Here is a 21941-nt window from a genome sequence, read left to right as displayed (position 1 = left end):
CCGCTACGACAAACTCGCCGTGGTCTACCGCGGAGGCGTAGTCCTACGCGCCATCACCATCTGGCTTCGCGAATAGGGAGACACGCCCTAGGTGTGATGCGGAATGACGGACATCTCTTCTAATCCGCCGGTCGCAGGTTCGAATCCTGCCGGGGGCGCCCAGTCTGTCTGCTGCGTCAGCTGGCGGGGTCGACGGCCCGCATCCGGTCCGGGGACAGCCCGTGCGTCATCCCCCAGGCGACCGCCTGGGAGCGGCGGGTGACGTGGATCTTGCGGTAGGCGGTGCGCACGTAGGTCTTCACCGAGTTGATGCTCAGGTAGGACCGGTCGGCGATCTCCTGGTTGGACAGGCCCTGGGTGATCAGGGCGATGACCTCGGCCTCGCGGGCGCTCAGGCCGAACTCCTGGCCCGGCCAGACACCCCGCTCCGGCCCGACGCTCTCGGGCGGCGTGGGCTGCACGACCTCGCCGCGGCTGACGGCCTCGACCGCCGCGACGACCTGCTCGGCCGTGTAGGCCTTGGAGACGTAGCCGCGGGCGCCCTTGGCGAGCGTGCGCTCGACCAGTTCCGGCTGGACGTTCCAGCTGTAGATGACGACTTTGGCGCCCCCGCCCCGCACGAGGTCCTCCAGGTCGACCCCGTCACCCTGCACCTGACCGAAGGTGTCGTAGAGGATCACGTCGACGTCGGTGATGACCGGCAGGCCGGCGTCGATCTCGACGACGGCGACCCGGTCGCTGAAGGGGCTGAGCATAGCCGCGACCCCCGCGACGACCATCTCGTAGTCATTGACGACGGCGATCCGTATCGGTGCCTGTGGGGGTGTCATGGGGTCAAGAGTATTTCATCGACACGCGGCCGGGCTCCCCAATCCCGCATACCCGCCGAGATTCAATGGCGAAGGCCCCGCACAGTATGAGTGTGCGGGGCCTTATGCATGCCCCCAGGCGCTGACCTGGGGGCTTCAGCCGACGTAGTCCTCGATCTCGGCGAGCAACGAGGCACGTACGTCGTCCGGAGCGAACGACGCGTCGACCGCCGCCCGGGCGAGGTCGGCGATCCCCCGCTCGTCGAGGTCCAGCAGGTCGGCGGCGATCTCGTACTCGCGGTTGAGCGAGGTGCCGAACATCGGCGGGTCGTCGGAGTTGATGGTGACCAGCACGCCGGCCTCGACGAACGTACGCAGCGGGTGCTCGGCCAGCGTCGCGACGGCTCTGGTGGCGATGTTGGAGGACGGGCAGACCTCGAGCGGGATCCGGTGCTCGGCGAGGTGGGCGAGCAGCGCCGGGTCGGCCGCTGACGACGTACCGTGCCCGATCCGCTCGGCACCCAGCAGCTGCAACGCGTGCCACACCGTCTCCGGTCCGGTGGTCTCGCCGGCGTGCGGCACCGACCGCAGCCCGGCCGCGCGGGCCGCGGTGAAGTGCGGCTCGAACTGCGGCCGGGGTACGCCGATCTCGGGGCCGCCCAGGCCGAAGCCGACGAGCGCGTCGGTCCGGTGGTCGAGGGCGTAGCGGAGCGTGTCGTCGGCGGCGGGCAGGCCCGACTCGCCGGGGATGTCGTAGATCCAGCGCAGCACCAGCCCGAAGTCACGCTCCGCCGCCACCCGCGCGTCCTCGATCGCCTCGGTGTAGGCCTCGATCGGGATGCCTGCGGCGACCGATGTGTACGGCGTACAGGTGAGTTCGGCGTAGCGCAGGGACTGGCCGACCGACATCTCGCGGGCCACCTCGTAGGTGAGGTAGCGCAGATCCTCAGGGGTGCGGATCAGGTCGACGACGGCGAGGTAGACCTCGATGAAGTGGGCGAAGTCGCGGAACTCGTAGTACGCCCGCAGGGCGTCGGGGTCGGACGGCACCGTGCCCGGGTGGCGCTCGGCGAGCTCGCTGACGATGCGCGGCGAGGCCGACCCGACGTGGTGGACGTGCAGCTCGGCCTTCGGCAGCCGCGCGATGAAGTCACTGGTGCTCATCGCGGAATGGTGCCAGCCCACCCACCCGGGCGACCAAACCGCGGCTCGCCCGAGCCCGGGACTAGGGTGATCTCTTGTGAATGACCGACTGGTGTGGATCGACTGCGAGATGACCGGGCTCGACCTGCGGGCGGACGCCCTGATCGAGGTCGCGGCCCTGGTCACCGACTTCGACCTCAACGTGCTCGGCGAGGGCATCGACCTCATCATCAAGCCACCGGCCGAGGCGCTCGACCAGATGATCGACTTCGTCCGTGCCATGCACGAGAAGTCCGGGCTCCTGGACCACCTCGACAGCGGGATCACCCTGGCCGAGGCGGAGGAGCAGGTGCTCGCCTACATCCGCGAGCACTGCGCCGAGGGCAGCCGTCCGCCGCTGGCCGGCAACACCGTCGGCACGGACCGCCTCTACATCTCGCGCGACATGCCCGACCTGGACGCATTCCTCCACTACCGGATCGTCGACGTCTCCTCGATCAAGGAGCTCTCCCGACGCTGGTTCCCGAAGGCCTACTTCACGGCCCCGCCCAAGCGCGGCAACCACCGGGCCCTGGCCGACATCCAGGAGAGCATCGAGGAGCTCCGCTACTACCGCGAGACCGTCTTCGTGCCGTCTCCGGGCCCGGACGCCGCCACCGCCCGGCCGATCGCGCAGCGACACGGCGGTGCCCTGACCGGAATCGCCGAGCCCGATTCCAACCCGACCGCCTGAGCCGTCTACACTCCTCTCTGATCCAGGCAGTACGCCTCGTACGGCTCGGATCGCCCTGGTGGGTATAGCTCAGCTGGTAGAGCGCCGCCTTGTGGTGGCGGATGTCGCGGGTTCAAGTCCCGTTACTCACCCCAATGGTTCGAGCCCCTGACCGAGATGTCGGTCAGGGGCTCGACCCATTTCCGCTCGGCGCAACTTCACCGTAAGTCCACTGCTGCGGGCCACGGGTTGGGAAGACAGCCCTCGAGGCCAATGGTCTGCTGCAGCATCACGGGTGCTGGCAGCCCCGATCCAGGGCAGGGAACGTGCGGATACCCCAGGGCGTGGCCGACTTCATGGTTGATCACGTAACGCCGGTACTTGGGGAGCTGGCCCTCATACCCCTGGGTGCCGTTCGCCCAACGCCACGCGTTCAGGACGACCAGCTGCCCGTTGCGACATGAGAGCCGCCCCTCGGTTTCCAGTGGCGAGCACAGGCGGTCGGTGGTGGCCGGGGACGCCAGGAGGATTCGCAGGACCGCCCCACCACCGACTCGCCGCATCTGGTGGCTGCCTGTTGCTGACCAGCCCCGGCGACGGTCACTGAGCGTCGCGTCGACGACGTTCGCCACGTCGTCGACCGCGAACGGCAGACCTGCCTCCACTTCAACTGTGTAGGTGGTGGCGGGTTCGTCTTCCTGCGCAGCACGGGACGCTTTTGGGGCCACTTTGAAGGTGCCGTCACCCACCTCAGGTACGGCGATCGCGACGGGGGGCCGCGGGCCGACCCGTGTCTCGCGAGACCGATCAGGTCCGGAGGCAGTTGTGGGCTCCGGTGGCCGAAACGGTCTTGTCTCGAACTCGGTCACCGTGACCTGTCTCCGCGCGGTCCCTGCTGCCGCTTCGTCCGGCGACTGCGGTGGACGAAGCTGAAGTCCGAGAGCCACAACAGCAGTTGTGACGAGGAGAGCGCAACAAGCAGCACGGACGCGGCCGCGCGCGAATCTTCTGCGCTTGAGGCGCCGCCGTCCCCCTCGTCCACTCGCGCCGGACGTCACCTGACCGGTGCGTCGGCGTGGCTGTGCGCGGCGGCCGGGCTGTGTTCGATGCCCCTTCACCACGCCGGCAATATTCGAGAGGTAGCGTGTCGCCGAACGCGCTTCAGGGGAAGGTCGCGCGGTCCGGCGACACGCCGGTTCGGGGGGCGGGGCACTATGCGATGACTGACCACGTCTGGCCCTGATCGAGGGACACCACGACGTTCGTCGCCGTGGCCGCGTACCAAGCATTGGCGGTGACCTCCAACGCTCCCGGTGACCCTCCGATGCTGCCTCGGGATTCCCAGTCGCGACCGCCGGTCCGGCTGAGGTACACCGTCCCCTGCGGGTCGACGCCGACCAGCAGTTCGGGCGTCGGCCAGTCCAACAGCGCGAGCGTCGGTGCGGTCGTGAGGGGACGGGGTTGACCGGAAGCCCCGGGGTAGCGGACCACCTCACCCGTGGCAGTCGTGGCCAGGAAGGCGCCCAACTCACCCTGATCAAGCTTCGCCGCCGTGTTCACCGGGGCAACGGCGACATCCAGCATGGGACCGTCATCGATCGTGGTCCATGTCTGGCGATCCTTGCTGGCAAGGATGCGCTCTCCGTGGCTGTCGTAGCCAACCACCCATCGGCCGGCCGATTCCAGCGCATGGAAGTCGGCTTCGCCTGCCAGCGAGAGAAGCTCCCACGTGCGACCTTGGTCCGTGGATCCGACAAGCCCCAGGTGCGTGGGGAGGTCGCTGGTCAGGTCGGGGTGCCCGCTGGCAAGGAAGTCACCCTCACTGACCCGCAGGAACGCCATGGTGTCCTGCCAGGTGTCTCCGACTCGCTCGGTGGGCTCTCCAGCGCTGGCCCGGAAGAACCCAGTGTGAGCACCGATGTAGATCGTCTGTCCCTGGTCAGCTACACCGAGGCCGTGAATGTGGCCCATGCCGTTGCTGGGAACTGGCTCCGCGGCCCCGTCTCGCCCGTCACCGTCGAGGGCTACGAACGCGCCAACGCCTGCGACAAACAGGACCGGGAGCACCCAGGGCAGCACAAGGGACATGCGTCGCCGGACCGTCGCGCTCGACGATTGATGGCGTTGTGACATGGGGTTCCTGTCCGAAGAGGCGACGGCGGACCTAGGGCTGCATGAGCTGTTGCATCTGGGTGATCTCGGCCTGCTGGTCGCTGATGATCTTCTCGGCCAGGGCCACCGCGTCCGGGTTCTCGCCCTGGTCGACCTCGGACTCAGCCATCTCGATCGCGCCCTCGTGGTGCTCGATCATCATCTCCAGGAACATCTGGTCCCAGTCCGCACCCGAGGCTGCCATCAGGTCGCTCATCTGCTCCTCGTCCATCATGCCGGACATGGTGCCGCCCGAGTCGTGACCCATGTCGCCATGCTCCATGCCGCTGGCAGGGACATCCTCACCCCATGTGTCGAGCCAGCCCTGAAGGCTATCAATCTCGGGCCCCTGAGCGGCCTCGATGTCCTCGGCGAGCGACAGAACCTCCTCGCTCTTTGCCCGCCCCTGAGCCATCTGCGCCATCTCGACCGCCTGTTCGTGATGAGGGATCATCTGCCGGGCGAAGGTCACATCGGCGTCGTTGAAGGCTGCGGAGCTCTCGGTGCCTGTCGCGTCGCCGTCTGTGTCCTCTCCACACGCGGTCAACGTCAGTCCTGCGGCCGCGAGCAGGGCAATCGCAGCCAGCGTCTTCCTCATGGAGATCTCCATCCGGTGTGTGTGATGGCGCGCCAAGGCGCCGCCTGTGCCTGTGATCCTGGCCGCAGGAGATGGAGGGTCCACCCAGATCAGGTCAAGATTCGCTGAAGAAACCGGGCGACCCGTTGACTCAACTCGTTGGCTGCAGGTTGTGCGCTTGGTCTGGTCCGGGCTGGGCTGGTTGCGTGGGCAGGGTCAGCCGCTTGAGCATCAGGGCGTTGACGGCGACCAGGAAGCTCGACCCGGACATGGACAGCGCTGCGATCTCGGGTCGCAGGACCAGGCCGAAGGCGGGTTCAAAGACACCGGCGGCGATGGGTAGCGCGATCGCGTTGTAGCCGACGGCCCATCCGAGGTTCTGTCGCATCTTGCGCAGGGTGCCCCGCCCGATCGTGAGCGCCACGGGCACGTCCAGGGGGTCGGACCGCATGAGGACGACATCGGCGGCCTCGATGGCGACGTCGGTGCCGGCGCCGACGGCGATGCCGACGTCGGCCTGCACCAGGGAAGGAGAGTCGTTGACGCCGTCGCCGACCATCGCGACGACACGCCCCTCGCCCTGCAGCTGCTTGACGTGGCGAGCCTTGTCCTCGGGGAGCACCTCGGCGATCACGGTGTCGATGCCCAGCTCCTCGGCGATCCGCTCGGCAGTCGCCTGGTTGTCGCCGGTGAGCATGACCACCCTGATGCCGGCCTCGTGCAGGGCGGTGACGGCGGCGGCGGAGGTCTCGCGGACCGCGTCGGCCATCCCGATCACCGCGACGGCCGTGCCGTCGACGCCGACGAACACCGCGGTGCGGCCGCCGGCGGCGATCTCGTCGCGCTTGGCTGCGAGCGCCTCTACCGAGATCCCTTCGGACTCCATGAGACGCAGGTTGCCGATCGCCACCTTGTGTCCGTCGACCTCGGCCAACGCACCGATCCCGGTCACGTTGCGGAACCCAGTGGCGCGCAGCCGCGGCACACTGCGTGTGTCGACATGACGCACGACTGCCTGGGCGAGCGGGTGCTCTGACTCGCGTTCGAGCGCGCCGGCCAACGCGAGTACCCGTTGCTCGTCAACACCGGGACCGACGACCACGTCGGTGACTTCGGGCTCACCCTTGGTGAGGGTCCCGGTCTTGTCCATCACGACCGTGTCGATGCGGGCCGAGGTCTCGATCGCGGTGGCGTTCTTGAACAGGATGCCGCGCTTGGCGCCGAGTCCCGAGCCGACCATGATCGCGGTGGGCGTCGCCAGCCCGAGGGCATCGGGGCAGGTGATCACCACGACGGTGATCGCGAACAGCAGGGCTGTCTGCACGCTCGCGCCCGCGGCCAGCCAGACCAGGAAAGTGCCGACCCCACCACCCAGGGCGACCAGGACGAGCCAGAACGCGGCCTTGTCCGCCAGTCGCTGTCCGGGAGCCTTGGAGTTCTGCGCCTGCTGGACGAGCGCGACGATCTGGGCCAGGGCTGTGTCGGCTCCGACCTTGGTGGCTCGGACCCGGAGGGTGCCAGTGGTGTTGACCGTCGCACCGATGACCGGGTCGCCGGGAGACTTCGTCACGGGGAGGCTCTCGCCGGTGACCATGGCCTCGTCGACGTCGGACTCGCCTTCCTCTACGACACCGTCCGTGGCGATCTTGGCGCCGGGGCGAACCAGGAGCAGATCGCCCACGACGACGTCTGCGGTGGAGATCTCGACCGGTTCGCCATCACGGATGACGAGCGCCTGGGGCGGGGCGAGGTCGAGGAGGGTGCGGATGGCGTCGTTGGCGCCGCCGCGGGCGCGCATCTCGAACCAGTGGCCCAGCAGCACGAACGCGGTCAGCACGGTCGCCGCCTCGTAGAACACCTCGCCGCCTCCGGTGAGGGTGACTCCGAGCGAATAGGTCCAGCCCGCTCCGACGGCGACCGCGACGAGCACCATCATGTCGAGGGTTCGTGCGCGCAGGGCCCGCCAGGCACCGTCGAAGAAGATCCAGGCGGAGTAGAACACCACTGGCAGCGAGAGGAGCAGGCTGAACACGTCGTCCCGCAGCCCGAACGGGGCCGCGGTCTCGAAACCGATGACGTCGCGGCCGATCGGCGACCACAGCAGGATCGGGATGGAGAGGATCAGCGCGACGAGGAACCGGTTGCGCATGTCGCGGACCATGTCGGCCATCGACATGGACCCGTGTCCACCGTGGCCCATCGCGTCGTGAGGCGAGCTGACCGGGGACGCGGGCGCCATGGAGTGCCCCGCGTGAGCGTCATGGGCAAGGCGGCCGTCCGGCCCGTGAGCCGCCGTGGGTTCGGTCATCGGGTCGCACACGTGCTGGGGAACTGACTGGCCGGCGCAGTGGAAGCCGCACTCGCGAACCCAGTCACGCAGCTCGGTCAGGTTGGTGCGGTCGGGGTCGTAGGTCACGGTCGCGGTCTGCGCCACGGGGTTGGCATCGACCGAGTGGACCCCGGGCCGCCGCGACAGGACGGCCTCGGCCACGTTCTTGCTGGTAGCCCATTGGACTCCGGAGACCTCAAGCACCGCGGTGGCTGTTCCACTGCCGTCTGGGTGCTCCAGGTCGTGGTGGTGTTCGGAGTGTGCGTGCGCGGTCATCGGTCTGCCTTCCTGGGGAGTACGCCGGCGGCGGTCTGGTCGAGGCTTGCGTCCGGGTGAGGTGTGGAGGTGGTGGAGACGGCCCGGAATCGGCGCAACCGCAGGCTGTTGGAGACCACAAACACTGAGGAGAAGGCCATGGCGGCACCGGCGATGAGCGGGTTGAGCAGGCCGAGCGCCGCGAGCGGTAGGGCGGCGACGTTGTAGGCGAAGGCCCAGAAGAGATTGCCCTGGATGGTCCGCAGGGTGCGGCGGGAGAGCCGGATGGCGTCGACGGCCGCGCGGAGGTCTCCGCGCACCAGGGTCAGGTCGGAGGCCTCGATAGCCACGTCGGTGCCGGTGCCCATCGCGATGCCGAGGTCGGAGGTGGCCAGTGCGGCGGCGTCGTTGACTCCGTCGCCGACCATCGCGACGGTGCGGCCTTCGCGCTGGAGGCGTTCGATGACGGCGACCTTGTCGGCCGGGAGGACTTCGGCGATCACCTCGTCGATGCCGACCTCCGCGGCGACCGCACGCGCGGCACGTTCGTTGTCGCCGGTGAGCAGCACCGGTCGCAGCCCGAGCTGCTTGAGCTCGGCGACGGCCTGGGCACTCGTGGGCTTGATGGTGTCGGAGACGATGACGACCCCTCGGGCGGTGCCGTCCCAGCCCACTGCGATCACAGTGCGGCCCTGTTGCTCGGCGACATCGACCGTCTCGGCCAGGTGGGTGTCGAGAGGTTGGCTCCACTCGGTGGCCAGCCAGCCTGGCCGGCCGGCCACGACCGCGCGGCCCACTACGACGCCGGCGACTCCGAGGCCTTGGGTAGAGATGAACCCATCAACCTCCGGCAGTCGTTCGCTGAGGCGGACCTGCGCACCGGTGGCGATGGCCTGACCGATCGGGTGCTCGGAGGCGTACTCGAGTGCGGCGACCAGGAGGAGCAGCTCGTCGGGGTCGACACCGCTGGCGGGGATGACGTCGACCAGCTCCATCCGGCCGGTGGTCACGGTGCCGGTCTTGTCCAGCACGATGGTGTCGACGACGCGGGTGGACTCAAGGACCTCGGGGCCCTTGATCAGGACACCGAGCTGGGCGCCGCGGCCGGTCCCGACCAGGAGGGCGGTCGGAGTAGCCAGACCCAGTGCGCAGGGGCAGGCGATGATCAGGACCGCGACCGCGGCGGTGAAGGCCGCGGTGACACTGTGGCCGGTCAGCAGCCAACCGCCCAGGGTCACCAACGACAGGGCGATCACGATGGGCACGAAAACCGCGGACACCCGGTCAGCCAGCCGTTGGACCTGTGCTTTGCCGTTCTGGGCGTCCTCGACGAGCCGGGCCATCTGAGCCAGCTGGGTGTCAGCTCCGATGCGGGTGGCAGCGACCACCAAGCGGCCACCGGCGTTGACGGTGGCACCGACGACGCTGTCACCTGGGCCGACCTCGACGGGTACGGGTTCCCCGGTGAGCATCGAGGCGTCGACAGCGGAGGTGCCCTGCTCGACGACTCCGTCGGTGGCGATCTTCTCTCCAGGGCGTACGACGAACCGGTCGCCGACGACGAGCTGGTTCACGGCGATGCGCACCTCTCCCCCATTGCGAAGCACTGCGACGTCCTTCGCTCCCATGTCGAGCAGGGCACGCAGTGCCGCACCGGACTGTCGCTTGGCGCGCGCCTCGAAGTAGCGGCCGGCGATGATGAAGGTGGTGACGGCAGCGGCGACCTCGAGGTAGATGTGGACTCCCGCCTCCCCGTCGGGGAAGAGGTCGAACGGCATCCGCATCCCGGTCATCCCGGCGTGGGTGAACAGCAGTGCCCACAGCGACCAAAGCCAGGCGGCCGAGACCCCTACCGAGATCAGGGTGTCCATGGTGGCCGCGCCGTGCCGGGCGTTGGTCACGGCCGCGCGGTGGAACGGCCACGCCCCCCACACGACCACTGGCGATGCGAGGGTCAGCGAGATCCATTGCCAGTTGTCGAACTGGAAGGCGGGCACCATGGAAAAGGCGAGGACCGGCACCGTCAGCACCGCTGAGATGACAAGGCGTCGCCACCAGCCCGCGGCCTCGACGGCCTTCTCATCGGGCCCGGTGTCGGGTGCGGAGTTCGCGTCCGCGACCGGGGCAGGGAGGGTGGCGGTGTAGCCGGTGGCTTCGACCACGCCGACCAGGTCAGCTGGGGTGAGTGTGGTCGGGAAGCTGACCTTGGCCTTCTCGGTGGCGTAGTTGACCGTCGCGCTCACTCCGTCGAGCTTGTTCAGCTTCTTCTCGATACGAGCCGCGCAGGAGGCACAGGTCATCCCGCCGATGGTCAGCTCCAGCTCACTGTGTGACTGGTCGGGGGTGGTCGTCTGCGTCGTCATTCGAGGTCATCTCCTTGCGTGGGCACCTGCTGCGGCGGGGTGCTGGTGGGCTACTGCTGGACGAGGTGGTAGTCACCGGCCTCGTCGAGGGCGGCTGCGACCTGTGTCTTGTCCAGGGGGTCCTGGCGGATGACGGTTACGGCAGAGGTGCCGCCAGCGACGAGGTCGACGTGCACGCCGGTGACCCCGGCCAGGGACATCAGCTCGCTGGTCACGGCGGTTGCGCAGTGTCCGCAGGTCAGGCCAGACACGAGGTAGGTCTGGGTGGTCATCGGGTCGTCCTCCTCGGTGGGGATGAGCGGTGCGGATGTTGCGGTGTCCGCCTCGGAGGCGCCGCACCCGCATCCCCCGCAGCCGCACCCTCCGGAACCGCCAGCATTCGTGGCCGAATCTTCGAGCAGCGGGAGAGTGCGGGGGGTGTTGGCGATCTCGGTCACGGTTGGTGTCCTTTTCGTTGATGTGGTGGTTAGGAGCGGACGAGTCGTGCGATGGCTTCGGAGGCCTCGGTGAGCTTGCGTCGGGTGTCGTCGGGGTCCTGCGCGTGGGTCAGGCAGTGCTGCAGGTGTTGGTCGAGCAGCAGTAGAGCGACGCTCTCGAGTGCCTTGGTGGAAGCCGAGATCTGGGTGAGGATGTCGATGCAGTAGGTCTCTTCGTCGACTAGGCGCTGGAGTCCCCGGACCTGCCCCTCGATGCGGCGCAGTCGGGTCTGGATCGCCTGCTTCTCGGTGATGTAGCCAGGCTCCGTGTGCATGACGGGCCTCCTCGGACTAGGGGGTGCTTGGCTTTTCCACCCAGTTCCACTGTACCCCCCCGGGGTACCTATGCAAGGGTTGCCGGAGACCCTTCATGGAACCTTCATGGAGGCGGGCCGCGGCTGCATGCACCGCGCCGCCGGGGAGGTCAGTGGGCTCCGCCGTCGTGACCTGTGCCCTCTGAATGTTCCGCCGGCTCCGTCGCGTGTCCCGCTGGGAGATCAAGGGTGGTCGCAGGCTGCTCGGCGGTGGTGACTGGGGAGAAGCTGATGCCGTTGGGCTTGGCTCCGACAGGGATCCTGGCTACGACGGTGAGGGTGTCGAGGTCCAGGACTGCCACGTCGTTGCCGTACAGGTTCGTGATGTAGGCGTGCCGGCCGGAGGGGTCTACGACGATGCCGTGGGCGCCTTCGCCCGTCTCGACCTCCCCGGCGAGAGTGAAGGAAGCCAGGTCGATGAGCGACACGGTGGTTCCCGGGTCTCGTTCGTCTCCCTGGTTGGCCACGAGCAGGTACTGGTTGTCGGGGGTGACGAACGTCTGGATGGGACCGTCGCCGACCTTGAGCGTGTCGACCAGTCGGCGACGTGCGACGTCGACCTTGGCGACCGCGTCCTGGCCGTTGAGGGAGGCGTAGACGAAGCGGCCGTCCGGCGAGAAGGCGACCTGGGCAGGGGACTCTCCGACGGTGATGTCGTCCACCAGGGTGTTGGTGGAAGTGTCGATGACGCTCAGGGTGGTGCCGGCCACGTTCGCGACGTAGATCCATCGTCCGTCGGGACTCGGGCGGAGGCCGTGAGGTCCGGCACCGGCCGGGATGGTCGCGACCGACTTCATCGTCGCGGTGTCGATGGCGGTGACGGTCTCGTCCTCGGCGTTGGTGGTGTACGCGGTCGCCCCGTCGGGGGTGACGACGACGTGGGCTGGGGATCCGCCGGTGGGCACGGTGCCGTGGACCTGCATCGAGGTGGTGTCGATCATGGCAGCGAATGAGTCGTGACCGCTCACAGTCCACAGGGTTGCTCCGTCGGGCCCGATCTGCACGTTGTGGGGGCCCTCGATGCCTTCCAGACTGGTGACGACCTGGTTGGTGGCCGCGTCGATCGCGGTGAGGGTGCCGGCTTCCTCGTTGGCGACCCAAACGGTTCCGGTCACCATTCCGGTGTGCCCGGCGACCGCGATGTCACGCTCCGAGTCCTCGCCACCCTCGCCGCCGCCGTTGATGGCCACGACAGTGACAGTGGCAGCCGCGAGAAGCCCTATCGCTGCGGCACTGAGGAGGAGCCTGGGGCGCCTCGAGGTCGGGTCGGTGTGAGCTGAGCTGGGGTCGCGGTCGGAGTTCGCGGTCTTGTTCACGGGCAGAGTCCCCTCGAGGTGGCGGTTGACGCGCAGGCAACTGGATTGATCGGTCGCTAGGCGTCCAGGCGGTCGCGGATCTCGTTGAGGAGTTCCGCAGGATCGAGCCACATGGACGGATACTCGCCGTTCCAGCGTTGCTGACCTTCGGTGTCGATGAGGACGAAGCTGTGGCCGGGCAGTCCCGCATGCATGCCGTTGCCGAGGGTGCCGTAGGCCTGGGCCACGGTGCCGTCGTCCAGCAGGAACGGCGTGGTGACGCTATTGGTCTTCATGTCGCGAAGGATCTGGTCCCGGGTGTTCATGACGATGGGAAGGACAGTGATGTTGGCCTCGGCCAGCTCGGCGGCCTTCCTCTCGAGCTCGCCCATCTGGACGATGCAGGACTGGCAACCCGCGCCTTCGCTGAAGTACAGCACCACGTTCTCTCCGCGGTGATCGGCCAGGGTGTGGGTGACGCCGGCGGTGTCGGTGAGGGTGAAGTCGGGTGCGGTGCGGGTGGCCTCGGAGGTAGTGGGACGTGAGGTGAGCATCATCGCGGTTACGACGGCCACCAGTACCGCAGCAAGGGTGATCATGGCCCCCCATCGAAGGCGCCGGCGCCGGCGCTGTCGCACGTTCTCGGCGGCGGCTGCTTGGGCGCGTTCGGCGCGGGACCTGTCCGCGGCCTTGTGTGACATCTCGGGTCTCCTTCGGTGCGGGGCAGTTCAGTGCTGGTGGTCGGTGGGGTCAAGATCCGCGGCGCTTCGAGGCGACGCCGGAGCCTGCGATGCGCCGTGGCATCCCGAGTGGTCGTCTAACGCGTCGACCCTCGGGTCGTCGTCGCCGGGTGGGTGGCGTCGGTGGTCACGCAGGGTGGCGGTGACGAACACAGCGGCCAGCGCGAGGACCGCGAGGCCGAGGACGGGCTCGGGGACGGGGTCGGTCCAGGCCGCGAAGCGGGTGAAGACGCGTTCGAGGCCGTTGCCGAGGGTGACCTGGAACCCGGGGCCGCCGGTCATCTGCTCTGAGCCAGCGAGGTAGATCACGAAACCGCCCATGGCCGCGAAGGCGGCTGCGACGGCCAGGTTGACGGTGTTGGTTGCCAGGATCTTCCCGACGATCCTGAACCGGATGGGCTTGGCCTGCAGGAACCGCCGCTCGCCGAGCCGGTACCGGTCCCACACGAGCGCCATCACGAAGAGCGGGAACACCATTCCGAAGGTGTAGGCAAGGCCCAGGGTGATGCCGCCCAGTGCGGAACCGGAGAGCGCGGAGAGGGTCATCACCCCAGCCAGCACCGGGGCGCAGCAGGAGCTGGCGATGCCGGAGAAGACCCCGAGGGCGAAGAAACTGCCGGCGTCACCGCGACGGGTGTCGGGGGCACGCAGGAACGACGGCAGGCTCAACATCTTCCCGGACAGGCTGAGGAGCGCCAGCGCGAGCATCAGCAGGCCGCCGGCGTAGTAGAGGGTTTGGTGGTAGTTCGCGATCGCGGATGCGACCAGGCTCATGCCGAGCGTGATCGGGACCAGCACAAGAGCCAGGCCCGCTGCGAAGACGAAGGTGAGGGGAAGGAGACGCCAGCGGCGGTTCTTGACCGCGACTGCGAGGTAGGACGGGGCGAGGAAGACGATGCAGCAGGGCGCGAAGAGCGCGACGCCACCGGCGAAGAACGCGGCGAGCACGGAGCCTGTGGTGAGCAGGTCACCCATGAGTGCCTCCGCTTCGAGCTGACTGAACGCCCGTGGGGGTGCCGAAGCGTTGGCGGAGAAGCTTGGCGAGCTTGCGTCGAGGGAGCCGGCCGTTGCTGAAGAAGGCCCCGTCGATCAGGACCAGCGGGCTCATGACGGCCCGGTGCCGCGCCATCAGCTGACGCCCGGTCTCCGAGCGGATGTCGACGGAGTCCACGACCAGTGGGAAGTCGACCGCGAGGGCGACGAGCACTCGGTGCGCGTCAACGCAGAAGTGGCAGGCCTCGGACTCCACGACTGTCACCAGGACCGCGGGAGGCGCGTCCCGCGGTGGCTGCTTGCTGGCTGAGCCGACCATCGTTGGCTCCCTTCTGCTACGTACCGACGTCGCTGTCCACGAGGATCCGCGCGCCGCCTCGGCGTTCCGCCGACGGTTCGATGAAGGTTCGGTGAAGGCGCGTGGGACGAAAGTCACGCTCGTTCGGGTTCTCGATGACGCGTGGCACTGGTCCACCAGTCGCGCGGCACACTGGGGGCATGGATGTGGCCCTGCTGTACTTCGACGGCTGTCCCAACTGGAAGACCACGGAGAGCCTGCTCTTGGACGTCATGGGCGAGTTGGGCGTGGCGTCAGACAAGCTCGTACTCCAGCGGGTGGAGACGCCCGAGGAGGCAGCAGCGCTCTCGTTCCACGGATCCCCGACCGTGCTCGTGGACGGGGTGGACCCGTTCGCTGACCCGAACGCGGCCGTCGGACTGGCATGCCGGTTGTACCCCACGGAGACCGGGTTGGCCGGTTCGCCGAGCAGGCAGCAGCTGACTCAGGTGCTGCGCTCCCGGAAGTACCGCTGACTGCGATCTGGATTGCTGCCGACCTCACGCCGAGGGCAGGCGGACGGTGAAGGCGCTGCCGTGTCCCGGTCCCGCGCTGGTGGCGAAGATGCCACCGCCGTGGGCCCCGATGAGGGCCTTGGCGATGGCTAGGCCAATGCCGGAGCCGCCGTGGGTGCGGTCGCGGGCGGTGTCGACCCGGTAGAACCGGTCGAAGACGTGGGGCAGATGCTCTGCGGCGATGCCGTCGCCGGTGTCGGCCACGGCGTACTCCACCCAGTGGCCGATGCGTCGACAGGACACAGTCACGCTGCCTCCGCTCGGGGTGTGGCGTAGCGCGTTGTCGATGAGGTTGGCGAGCACCTGCCCGATCCGGTCCGGGTCGACGTTCACCCCGCCCGCAGGTGGTAGGTGGGTATTCAGTCGGACACCCTTGCTCTCGTAGCGGTCGCGGGCCGCGTCCGCGGCCGTAGCGGCGAGATCGGCCGCGTCCATCAGGTGTGAGTCCAGGCTCAGGTTGCCTTCCTCAGCGTGGGAGACGGCCCCGATGTCTTCGGCGAGGCGCCGTAGCCGTTGGGTCGAGGACCGCAGCACGGTGATGGTGTCGGAGTCCAGGTGACGTACGCCATCCTCGATCGCTTCGAGGTGGGCGTCGATGGTCGCCAAGGGCGTGCGCATCTCGTGGGCGAGGTCGGCGAGCATCCGACGTCGGGTGGTCTCTGTGGCCTCGAGGCGGTCAGCGAGCTTGTTGTACGTGCCGGCGAGGGTGGCGAACTCGGTGCCGAGGCCGGGGTCGTCAACGTGGGTGTCGTAGCGGCCTGCGGCGATCCGGGTGGAGGCCTCGGCGACGTGGTCGATGGAGCGTTGGATGCGGCGACTGAAATACCACGACACGGCGAGTGCGGCGGCGACCGCAGCGACGAGGGCCACGCTGATCGATACGAGCAGGGCGGAGGCAAAGGCTTCCTCGACGTGCTTGGTCTCCTCCGCGCTGTGCGTGTCGCCCGCGCGCTCCAGGTGGTCGTGGAAGATGCTCGGCCCGACGACGGAGGCCACCAACCAGATGGTCAGTGCACCGGCAACGAGGACGAGGGACTGGGCAAGCAGCAGCCTGGTGGCGAACCGCGGGCCACGCCCCGCCGTGCCCCGGGTCATTCGCCCGTGCCCATCCGGTAACCGACACCGCGCACGGTTCGGACGAACCGTCCCTCCATGGCGTCGTCGCCGAGCTTGCGACGCAGATGGCCGATGTGGACATCGACCAGGTGCTCGTCCCCCACCCATGTCTGACCCCAGACGTGTTCGATGAGCTGGCGGCGGCTGAACGCCAGCCGGGGCTGCTCGGCAAGTGCCGCCAACAGGTCGAACTCGGTGCGGGTCAGCGCAACCGGTTCACCGCGCAGCCAGACGTCGCGGCCCCGCACATCGACTTTCAAGTCGCCGAACGCCAGGTCGTCTGGCTGGTGCTTCGCGCCTTGCGCTACTCGTGGGCGCCGCAGCATGGCCTGGATGCGGGCCATCAGCTCGCGCGGGCTGAAAGGTTTCGTGACGTAGTCGTCGGCACCTACCGAAAGGCCGATGAGCGTATCGATCTCATCACTGCGGGCGGTCAGCATAACGACGTAGGCGTCGCTGAACGTGCGAATCTGCCGGCACACCTCGACCCCGTCCAGGCTCGGCAGACCCAGGTCGAGGACCACCACGTCGGGGTCCACCTCGCGAGCGAGGAGGACCGCCTGCAGTCCGTCGTGCGCGAGGGTCGTCTCGAACCCGTCGCGCTCCAGGTAGCTGCCCACGAGTCGGGCGAGGTTGATTTCGTCCTCGACTACGAGCGCTCGCAGCCCAGAGGCCGGCTTCGATGTGCCCGCCGCCGCGGCTGGACTTGCGGGGGCGCCGACGTCACGTTCCATGCCGTCCATCGTGACAGCCCGCATGCCGCGATCCGTGGGAGCGGGCGCTCAGGTGGCCCTTCTTCAGTGAACCTTCATCGAACGGCGACCCCGAGCCCCTGGTTCGCCGCCGACAGTGGAGCTCACACCACAAAAGGAGCTGAGGACCATGATGGGTTGGTACCACGACGGGATGGGCTGGGGCGGTTGGCTGGGCATGGCGCTCGGGATGGTTGCCTTCTGGGGTTTGGTGGTGTGGGCCGTGGTCGTGCTCTTCCGGAGCACCGAGTCGCAGGGCACCCGGGCCGCGAACCATGACCCGCTGGACATCCTCGATGACCGGTTCGCCCGGGGCGAGATCGACGAGGTCGAGTACCACGCCCGGGCTGACGTGCTCCGCGCAGCGCATCACTGACAACGTCCCTGATCCCCGTCTAGCCGCACCCTCGCAGAGGAGGTCGTTTTGCCGTCACTGTCGCGACGCACCGTTCTCCACGGGACCGTCGGTCTGGTCGGAGTCGCTGCCGTTGGCAGCGTCGCCGCCTGTTCGACCGACCCCAGAACGCTCGCGCTGATCGGGCCCGATTCGCCCGCGGTCGCGGCCGCCGAGCGGGCGCGCCGCGTCGCCGGTCGCCGGGTCGTTACCGCGGGTCTGACTGCTCGACCGGTGACGGTCGACCTCGGCGGCCAGAGCGTCGATACCTGGGCCTACGGCGAGCAGGTCCCCGGTCCGCTGTTGCGAGCACGCGCAGGCGATCTGCTGCAGGTCACGGTGGACAACCAGCTTCCGGTCGAGACGAGCGTGCACTGGCACGGCCTTGCGCTGCGCAACGACATGGACGGTGTCCCCCACCTGACCCAGGACCCCATCCCCGCCGGCGGGTCGTTCAACTACGAGTTCATCGCCCCCGACCCGGGCACGTACTTCTATCACCCGCACTCGGGCGTACAGCTGGACCGCGGCCTGTACGGCGTGCTCATCGTGGACGACCCCGCGGAGCCCGGCGGGTACGACGACGAGTGGATCGTCGTGCTCGATGACTGGGTCGACGGCACCGGCCGCACCCCCGACCAGGTCCTCGCCGACCTCCAGAAGGCCACCAGCACCTCAGGCGGAGCCATGGGCGGTATGGACCACGGCTCGATGGGCCGGTCGATGGGTGGGACGGACCACGGTTCGGGGATGGGCGGGATGGCCGAGGGCATGCAGTCACTCATGCTGGGCGGCGCCGGCGACGTCGACTACCCGTACTACCTGATCAACGGCCGCACGCCCTCGGCGCCTCATACCTTCACCGGCCGACCCGGGCAACGGGTCCGCATCCGCTTCGTCAACGCCGGATCCGACACGGCGTTCCGGGTTGCCGTCGGTGGACACCGCATGACCGTCTCGCACTGCGACGGCTTCCCCGTCATGCCGGTGTCCACCGACGCGCTACTGATCGGCATGGGAGAACGGGTCGACGTCACGATCGACCTCGCCGACGGCGTCTTCCCCCTGGTTGCCGCAGCCGAGGGCAAGACAGGCCGCGCGCTCGCGCTGGTCCGCACCAGCCCCGGGGGACGCCCCGCCCGCGACGTCGGAGTGCCGGAGCTGGGGCGGCGAACCCTGTTGGGCAGCGACCTCTCGGGCGCCGCGTCGGTGCGCCTGGGTGGACGCGGCGTGGACCGGCGATACGACCTGGCGCTCGGCGGATCGATGGCGCCTTACCGGTGGACCATCAACGGAGAGTCGTTCCCGGACGCCACGCCCCTATCGGTCAGTGCCGGAGAGCGGGTACGGCTCCGGTTCGTGAACCAGACCATGATGTTCCACCCGATGCACCTGCACGGCCACACGTTCGGTCTCGTCGACGGAGGCGCACGCAAAGACACCGTCATCGTGCGCCCCATGCAGGCACTCGAGGTCGATGTTGACGCCGACAACCCCGGCCAGTGGGCCGTGCACTGTCACAACATCTACCACGCCGAGACCGGGATGATGACGACCCTGTCCTACCGCAGCGGAGGCTGACCCGATGCCCCATGACCACAGCCACAGCCCCAGCCACAGCGGCGACACCGTCCCAGATGCCACGGCGCAGCTGGACCTGTCGTCTGACCCGTCCGCAGGACGCGGCCGGCTGGCAACCCTGTGGAGCGGCATCACTGCGGCCGTCGGTGCGGTGATGGGACTGCTGCCACACCTGCTGCACCACGTCAGCTTCTTCGCTGGTGCCGCCCTGGTGACCGGAGTAGGCGGAAACCTGGTGTTCGGGGCTCTCGGCCTGCTCCTCTCGGTGCCGATGCTGCGCCGCCTCCACCGCAGGTTCGGGACCTGGAAGGCCCCCACCGTGGCGGTTGCGGTGTTCGCGGTCATGTTCTCGCTTTCAGCATTCGTCATCGGCCCCGCCATCAGCGGCACCGACCAGCAGGAACCCGCACCGAGTCAGATCGACCCCGAGCACTCCGAACACCACGACTGACCAGCCCACCTAGCCTCGTCGAACTGCCCCAACCCCCGCTGTTCGAGCCGGCCATTGGTCCTTCAGGGAACCTTCATCGAAGCCTCGCGGCGATCTTGACCTCGGACGACGACGCTGAAGGTGCAAGGACCCGGACAAGCCGGGTCAGCGAAGGAGCTGAGAGTCATGGCCAGTGGTTGGAAGGTCAACATCACGCCGACCGAGCGGACCGCCCGAGTCCTGGTCGGAGGGCTCGGCGCGCTCGCCGGGGTAGTCCTGCTCGCATCAACCTCGGGCGTCGTGGCGGTGGTCCTCGCGCTGCTCCTCGTGGTTGCCGGCCTCGACCTGGTGGTCACCGGCGCCCTCGGGCACTGCCCGCTCTACGCCCGCCTCGGCCACCTGCCTGCCTCACTGAAGGAGAAGACGTCATGACCAGCCAACCGACCGGACCCGACCGCCCCCTGTGGGGCCCGACCCAGGGCTCCTCGCAGGAGCCCGGCCAAGAACAACTGAACCCTCACACGGGCACGGGCCACGACGCGCACGGCGGACACCGGTGGATGATGCTCATCTGTTGTGTTCCGATGATCGCGATCGTGCTGCTGCTCATCGTGTCCGGGACCGCCGGCTCCGGCGCCCTGCTGTGGGCCCTGGGCTGCGTGGCGATGATGGCCGCGATGATGTTCATGATGCCCGGCGGACACAGTCACAAGTAGGCGCTCAACCGCAGCCATCTGACTCGGCAGGATGGTCAGGTGAGGAAGTGACACCATGCAATGCCGGCATCGTGACCAGGAGCGGGCTGGTGGGCTACTGCCCTCAGGAGCCGTTGGTGTACCCGCGGCTGACCTACGCCCCACGACTCTTCGGCGGCACCGGAGGCGGCCCCGCACTCCAGACCGTCACCGCAGGGTGGGCAGCCGCCTTCCTGACCGCCGTCGCCATGTACTTCCAGATCTCCGCCTCGCGCACCACCGACCGCCGCCTTACGCTGGCCGGACTGGGTCGGGTTCGGCTCGCGAGCGCGCGACTCGCAGCCGGCTTCCCCCGTCCCTGACCGATCGTGCATGGCGCAGCACTGAGGATTCAAAGCCGTGCTGGCTCAGGACATAGGAAACGGATGTCTCAAGACATAGGAAACTCCGCCTAGTCCTGGCGGGGGCCTGATGCTCGGTCGTGTCGAAAGCCAGGCTGGTCATCACCGCCGTCGAGACCGAAGGCCTCACCCAGGCGCAGGCGGCCCGCACGTACAACGTGAGCCCGGGCTGGGTCAGCAAGCTCCTGGCCCGCTACCGCGCCGAGGGCGAGGCGGCTCTCGAGCCACGCTCGCGGCGTCCGAAGACCTCACCAGGAGGCCATCCCGGCCACCACGGTCGAGTTGGTCCTGGGCCTACGCACACGACTCGAGGAGGCCGGGCTCGATGCGGGTGCCGACACCATCAGCAGCTGGCACCTTGACTACCAGCCCACCGGAGCACCCAGAGGACCCACCCGGCCCACCCAGAAATGACAACTCCCGGACCCACAGTCGTGGGTCCGGGAGTTTCCGATGTCTTGAGACATCACAGTGAGGATTCAAAGCGATACGAACCCACAAGAGGATGACCGGCTTACGGCCATGGGAGGTGTCTCGCGACCGCTGTGCTGAGCTCAGAGGCGGAAACAGCAGCTCGGGACGTTGGTATCTCAGTCCATCATCGCCTGGTGGCCCGGCGAGCTCATGACGTGCTCGTGGCCGGATGACGCCACGAACCTCTCGTGTCCGGGCGAGTTCATCATTGTGTGCATCCCGGGGGGCATGTCGTTCATCGCCACGGTTGCCGTAGAGCTGGGCTCGATGAACGCATCGTTTCCTTGGGAAGCCACTGCCGGCCCGGGAACGACAAGCGCTGCGATTGCTGCGGCGCTGCTGACGAGTGCTGAACGAAGTCGTAGTTTCATTACGGTCCTTTCTAGGGTTCCAATGCCTCCAGATTCCTCCTCCGATGTGAAGAACTGCTGATGGTCCGGTAGGGCCTTGGTGTCTTTCCCACGAGCCGCCGAGCCCGCGTCCCTGGCACGCTGCTCCACTCGATCGGCGGCCTGGTCGTGCTGTGAGAGAAGGCGGTACTGGTTCGACGCCCTGTAGTGGCGCACACTGAACGCATTCGGACTCAACGTGCTTTTTGCAGTGAGGAGTTGGCTGTGGCCTACATCGTTGGTGGAGTGTTGATCGCAGCCGTCGCGCTTCTGGTGTTCGCATCGCACAATGGCCACGTGCAATTGCGTTCATGCTGCGGGGTGGCTGATCCGCGTCGCGACCTCCGGATGCGTGCCGCCTTCACGGACGAGGAGTCGCCATGCTGGCCCCTGGAAGCCACGCGAGAGTCGACGCCGACCCACATCACCGGCACAGCCGAACCGCTCGTCACGGGTCAGCTACGCAGACCAGCCGAACCCGGGCGGCTGTAGCCCGATAGGCCGCTCCTGGCTGTCAGGATCTTGCCTGTCTCCGCTGGTGACCGCGCCACGAGGTGAGCGTCCAACTTCTCGCGCTGGGCGCCGGCACCCAGGTGTTCACCCAAGGGTTAGGCGAGGCCTTCCTCGGCACACAGGCAGTGGCACGCGACCTGCTCCTGGGCTCCGCCTGGATCATCTATCTCGCCGTCGCGGAGTACTT

24 protein-coding genes and 1 tRNA gene are annotated in these 21941 nt (G+C 68.1%); 10 read left to right on the top strand and 15 right to left on the bottom strand.

Annotated elements, in window-relative coordinates:
• Positions 1–176: 176 nt before the first annotated feature.
• The gene (locus tag BLR90_RS18655; protein ID WP_091026737.1) at positions 177–830 is read right to left on the bottom strand and encodes a response regulator transcription factor; all 654 of its coding nucleotides are present in this window, start codon (positions 828–830) and stop codon (positions 177–179) included.
• Positions 831–965: 135 nt separating this feature from the next.
• The gene (locus BLR90_RS18650) at positions 966–1973 is read right to left on the bottom strand and encodes an adenosine deaminase (protein WP_091026736.1); all 1008 of its coding nucleotides are present in this window, start codon (positions 1971–1973) and stop codon (positions 966–968) included.
• A 109-nt stretch (positions 1974–2082) separates the two neighbouring features.
• On the opposite strand from BLR90_RS18650, the gene orn reads away from it, so the two are divergent.
• Complete coding sequence (gene orn / locus BLR90_RS18645; protein WP_245715399.1) at positions 2083–2685, top strand: oligoribonuclease; 603 nt, start codon at positions 2083–2085, stop codon at positions 2683–2685.
• 58 nt (positions 2686–2743) lie between these two features.
• Positions 2744–2819, top strand: a tRNA-His gene (locus tag BLR90_RS18640).
• A gap of 63 nt (positions 2820–2882) precedes the next feature.
• Here the strand turns inward: BLR90_RS18640 and BLR90_RS21560 are convergent.
• From BLR90_RS21560 to BLR90_RS18585, 11 genes are all read right to left on the bottom strand, one after another.
• Complete coding sequence (locus BLR90_RS21560; protein WP_245715395.1) at positions 2883–3413, bottom strand: DUF3152 domain-containing protein; 531 nt, start codon at positions 3411–3413, stop codon at positions 2883–2885.
• Positions 3414–3876: 463 nt separating this feature from the next.
• On the bottom strand, positions 3877–4752 hold the full coding sequence (locus BLR90_RS18630; RefSeq protein WP_091026733.1) for a beta propeller repeat protein: 876 nt from the start codon (positions 4750–4752) through the stop codon (positions 3877–3879).
• Positions 4753–4828: 76 nt separating this feature from the next.
• The gene (locus tag BLR90_RS18625; RefSeq protein ID WP_245715394.1) at positions 4829–5425 is read right to left on the bottom strand and encodes a DUF305 domain-containing protein; all 597 of its coding nucleotides are present in this window, start codon (positions 5423–5425) and stop codon (positions 4829–4831) included.
• 118 nt (positions 5426–5543) lie between these two features.
• Positions 5544–7883 carry a heavy metal translocating P-type ATPase gene (locus BLR90_RS18620; RefSeq protein WP_245715393.1) on the bottom strand — a complete coding sequence of 780 codons (2340 nt, stop codon included), beginning with the start codon at positions 7881–7883 and terminating at the stop codon, positions 5544–5546.
• 110 nt (positions 7884–7993) lie between these two features.
• Entirely contained in the window at positions 7994–10339 is a 2346-nt protein-coding gene (locus BLR90_RS18615; protein ID WP_091026731.1) for a heavy metal translocating P-type ATPase, read from the bottom strand.
• A gap of 50 nt (positions 10340–10389) precedes the next feature.
• A complete protein-coding gene (locus BLR90_RS18610; RefSeq protein ID WP_091026730.1) occupies positions 10390–10611 on the bottom strand; it encodes a heavy-metal-associated domain-containing protein in 222 nt (73 codons plus the stop codon).
• Positions 10612–10805: 194 nt separating this feature from the next.
• Positions 10806–11090, bottom strand: coding sequence for a metal-sensitive transcriptional regulator (locus BLR90_RS18605; RefSeq protein ID WP_091026729.1), 285 nt, complete (start codon positions 11088–11090; stop codon positions 10806–10808).
• Between the two features lie 149 nt (positions 11091–11239).
• Positions 11240–12319, bottom strand: a complete 1080-nt coding sequence (locus BLR90_RS18600; protein WP_245715392.1) for a YVTN family beta-propeller repeat protein — start codon at positions 12317–12319, stop codon at positions 11240–11242.
• A gap of 182 nt (positions 12320–12501) precedes the next feature.
• Entirely contained in the window at positions 12502–13125 is a 624-nt protein-coding gene (locus tag BLR90_RS18595; RefSeq protein WP_091026728.1) for a peroxiredoxin family protein, read from the bottom strand.
• A 27-nt stretch (positions 13126–13152) separates the two neighbouring features.
• Positions 13153–14139 carry a cytochrome c biogenesis CcdA family protein gene (locus BLR90_RS18590; protein ID WP_091026727.1) on the bottom strand — a complete coding sequence of 329 codons (987 nt, stop codon included), beginning with the start codon at positions 14137–14139 and terminating at the stop codon, positions 13153–13155.
• On the bottom strand, positions 14132–14476 hold the full coding sequence (locus tag BLR90_RS18585; RefSeq protein WP_091026726.1) for a thioredoxin domain-containing protein: 345 nt from the start codon (positions 14474–14476) through the stop codon (positions 14132–14134). Before BLR90_RS18585 ends, BLR90_RS18590 begins: the two co-directional genes overlap by 8 nt.
• A gap of 179 nt (positions 14477–14655) precedes the next feature.
• On the opposite strand from BLR90_RS18585, the gene BLR90_RS18580 reads away from it, so the two are divergent.
• The gene (locus BLR90_RS18580; protein WP_091026725.1) at positions 14656–14970 is read left to right on the top strand and encodes a DF family (seleno)protein; all 315 of its coding nucleotides are present in this window, start codon (positions 14656–14658) and stop codon (positions 14968–14970) included.
• Positions 14971–14994: 24 nt separating this feature from the next.
• On the opposite strand, the gene BLR90_RS18575 is transcribed toward BLR90_RS18580, so the two are convergent.
• Together BLR90_RS18575 and BLR90_RS18570 are read right to left on the bottom strand one after the other, a co-directional pair.
• The gene (locus BLR90_RS18575) at positions 14995–16005 is read right to left on the bottom strand and encodes a sensor histidine kinase (protein ID WP_245715391.1); all 1011 of its coding nucleotides are present in this window, start codon (positions 16003–16005) and stop codon (positions 14995–14997) included.
• 95 nt (positions 16006–16100) lie between these two features.
• On the bottom strand, positions 16101–16859 hold the full coding sequence (locus tag BLR90_RS18570) for a response regulator transcription factor (RefSeq protein ID WP_091026748.1): 759 nt from the start codon (positions 16857–16859) through the stop codon (positions 16101–16103).
• A 148-nt stretch (positions 16860–17007) separates the two neighbouring features.
• Between BLR90_RS18570 and BLR90_RS18565 the strand changes: the two genes are divergently transcribed.
• From BLR90_RS18565 to BLR90_RS21800, 7 genes are all read left to right on the top strand, one after another.
• A complete protein-coding gene (locus BLR90_RS18565) occupies positions 17008–17253 on the top strand; it encodes an SHOCT domain-containing protein (RefSeq protein WP_091026723.1) in 246 nt (81 codons plus the stop codon).
• 48 nt (positions 17254–17301) lie between these two features.
• The gene (locus BLR90_RS18560) at positions 17302–18852 is read left to right on the top strand and encodes a multicopper oxidase family protein (protein ID WP_091026722.1); all 1551 of its coding nucleotides are present in this window, start codon (positions 17302–17304) and stop codon (positions 18850–18852) included.
• Between the two features lie 4 nt (positions 18853–18856).
• A complete protein-coding gene (locus BLR90_RS21185; protein WP_174812386.1) occupies positions 18857–19303 on the top strand; it encodes a hypothetical protein in 447 nt (148 codons plus the stop codon).
• Between the two features lie 165 nt (positions 19304–19468).
• Positions 19469–19714, top strand: coding sequence for a YgaP family membrane protein (locus BLR90_RS18550; protein WP_091026721.1), 246 nt, complete (start codon positions 19469–19471; stop codon positions 19712–19714).
• Between the two features lie 152 nt (positions 19715–19866).
• Positions 19867–19998, top strand: coding sequence for a hypothetical protein (locus BLR90_RS21700; protein ID WP_281245427.1), 132 nt, complete (start codon positions 19867–19869; stop codon positions 19996–19998).
• Between the two features lie 71 nt (positions 19999–20069).
• The gene (locus BLR90_RS21180) at positions 20070–20339 is read left to right on the top strand and encodes a hypothetical protein (RefSeq protein ID WP_174812385.1); all 270 of its coding nucleotides are present in this window, start codon (positions 20070–20072) and stop codon (positions 20337–20339) included.
• A 119-nt stretch (positions 20340–20458) separates the two neighbouring features.
• Positions 20459–20740 carry a helix-turn-helix domain-containing protein gene (locus BLR90_RS21800; protein WP_091026718.1) on the top strand — a complete coding sequence of 94 codons (282 nt, stop codon included), beginning with the start codon at positions 20459–20461 and terminating at the stop codon, positions 20738–20740.
• Positions 20741–21941 lie beyond the last annotated feature (1201 nt).

Source organism: Nocardioides szechwanensis (assembly GCF_900103935.1).
Taxonomy (GTDB): domain Bacteria; phylum Actinomycetota; class Actinomycetes; order Propionibacteriales; family Nocardioidaceae; genus Nocardioides; species Nocardioides szechwanensis.
This window is presented reverse-complemented; position numbering and strand designations above follow the sequence as displayed.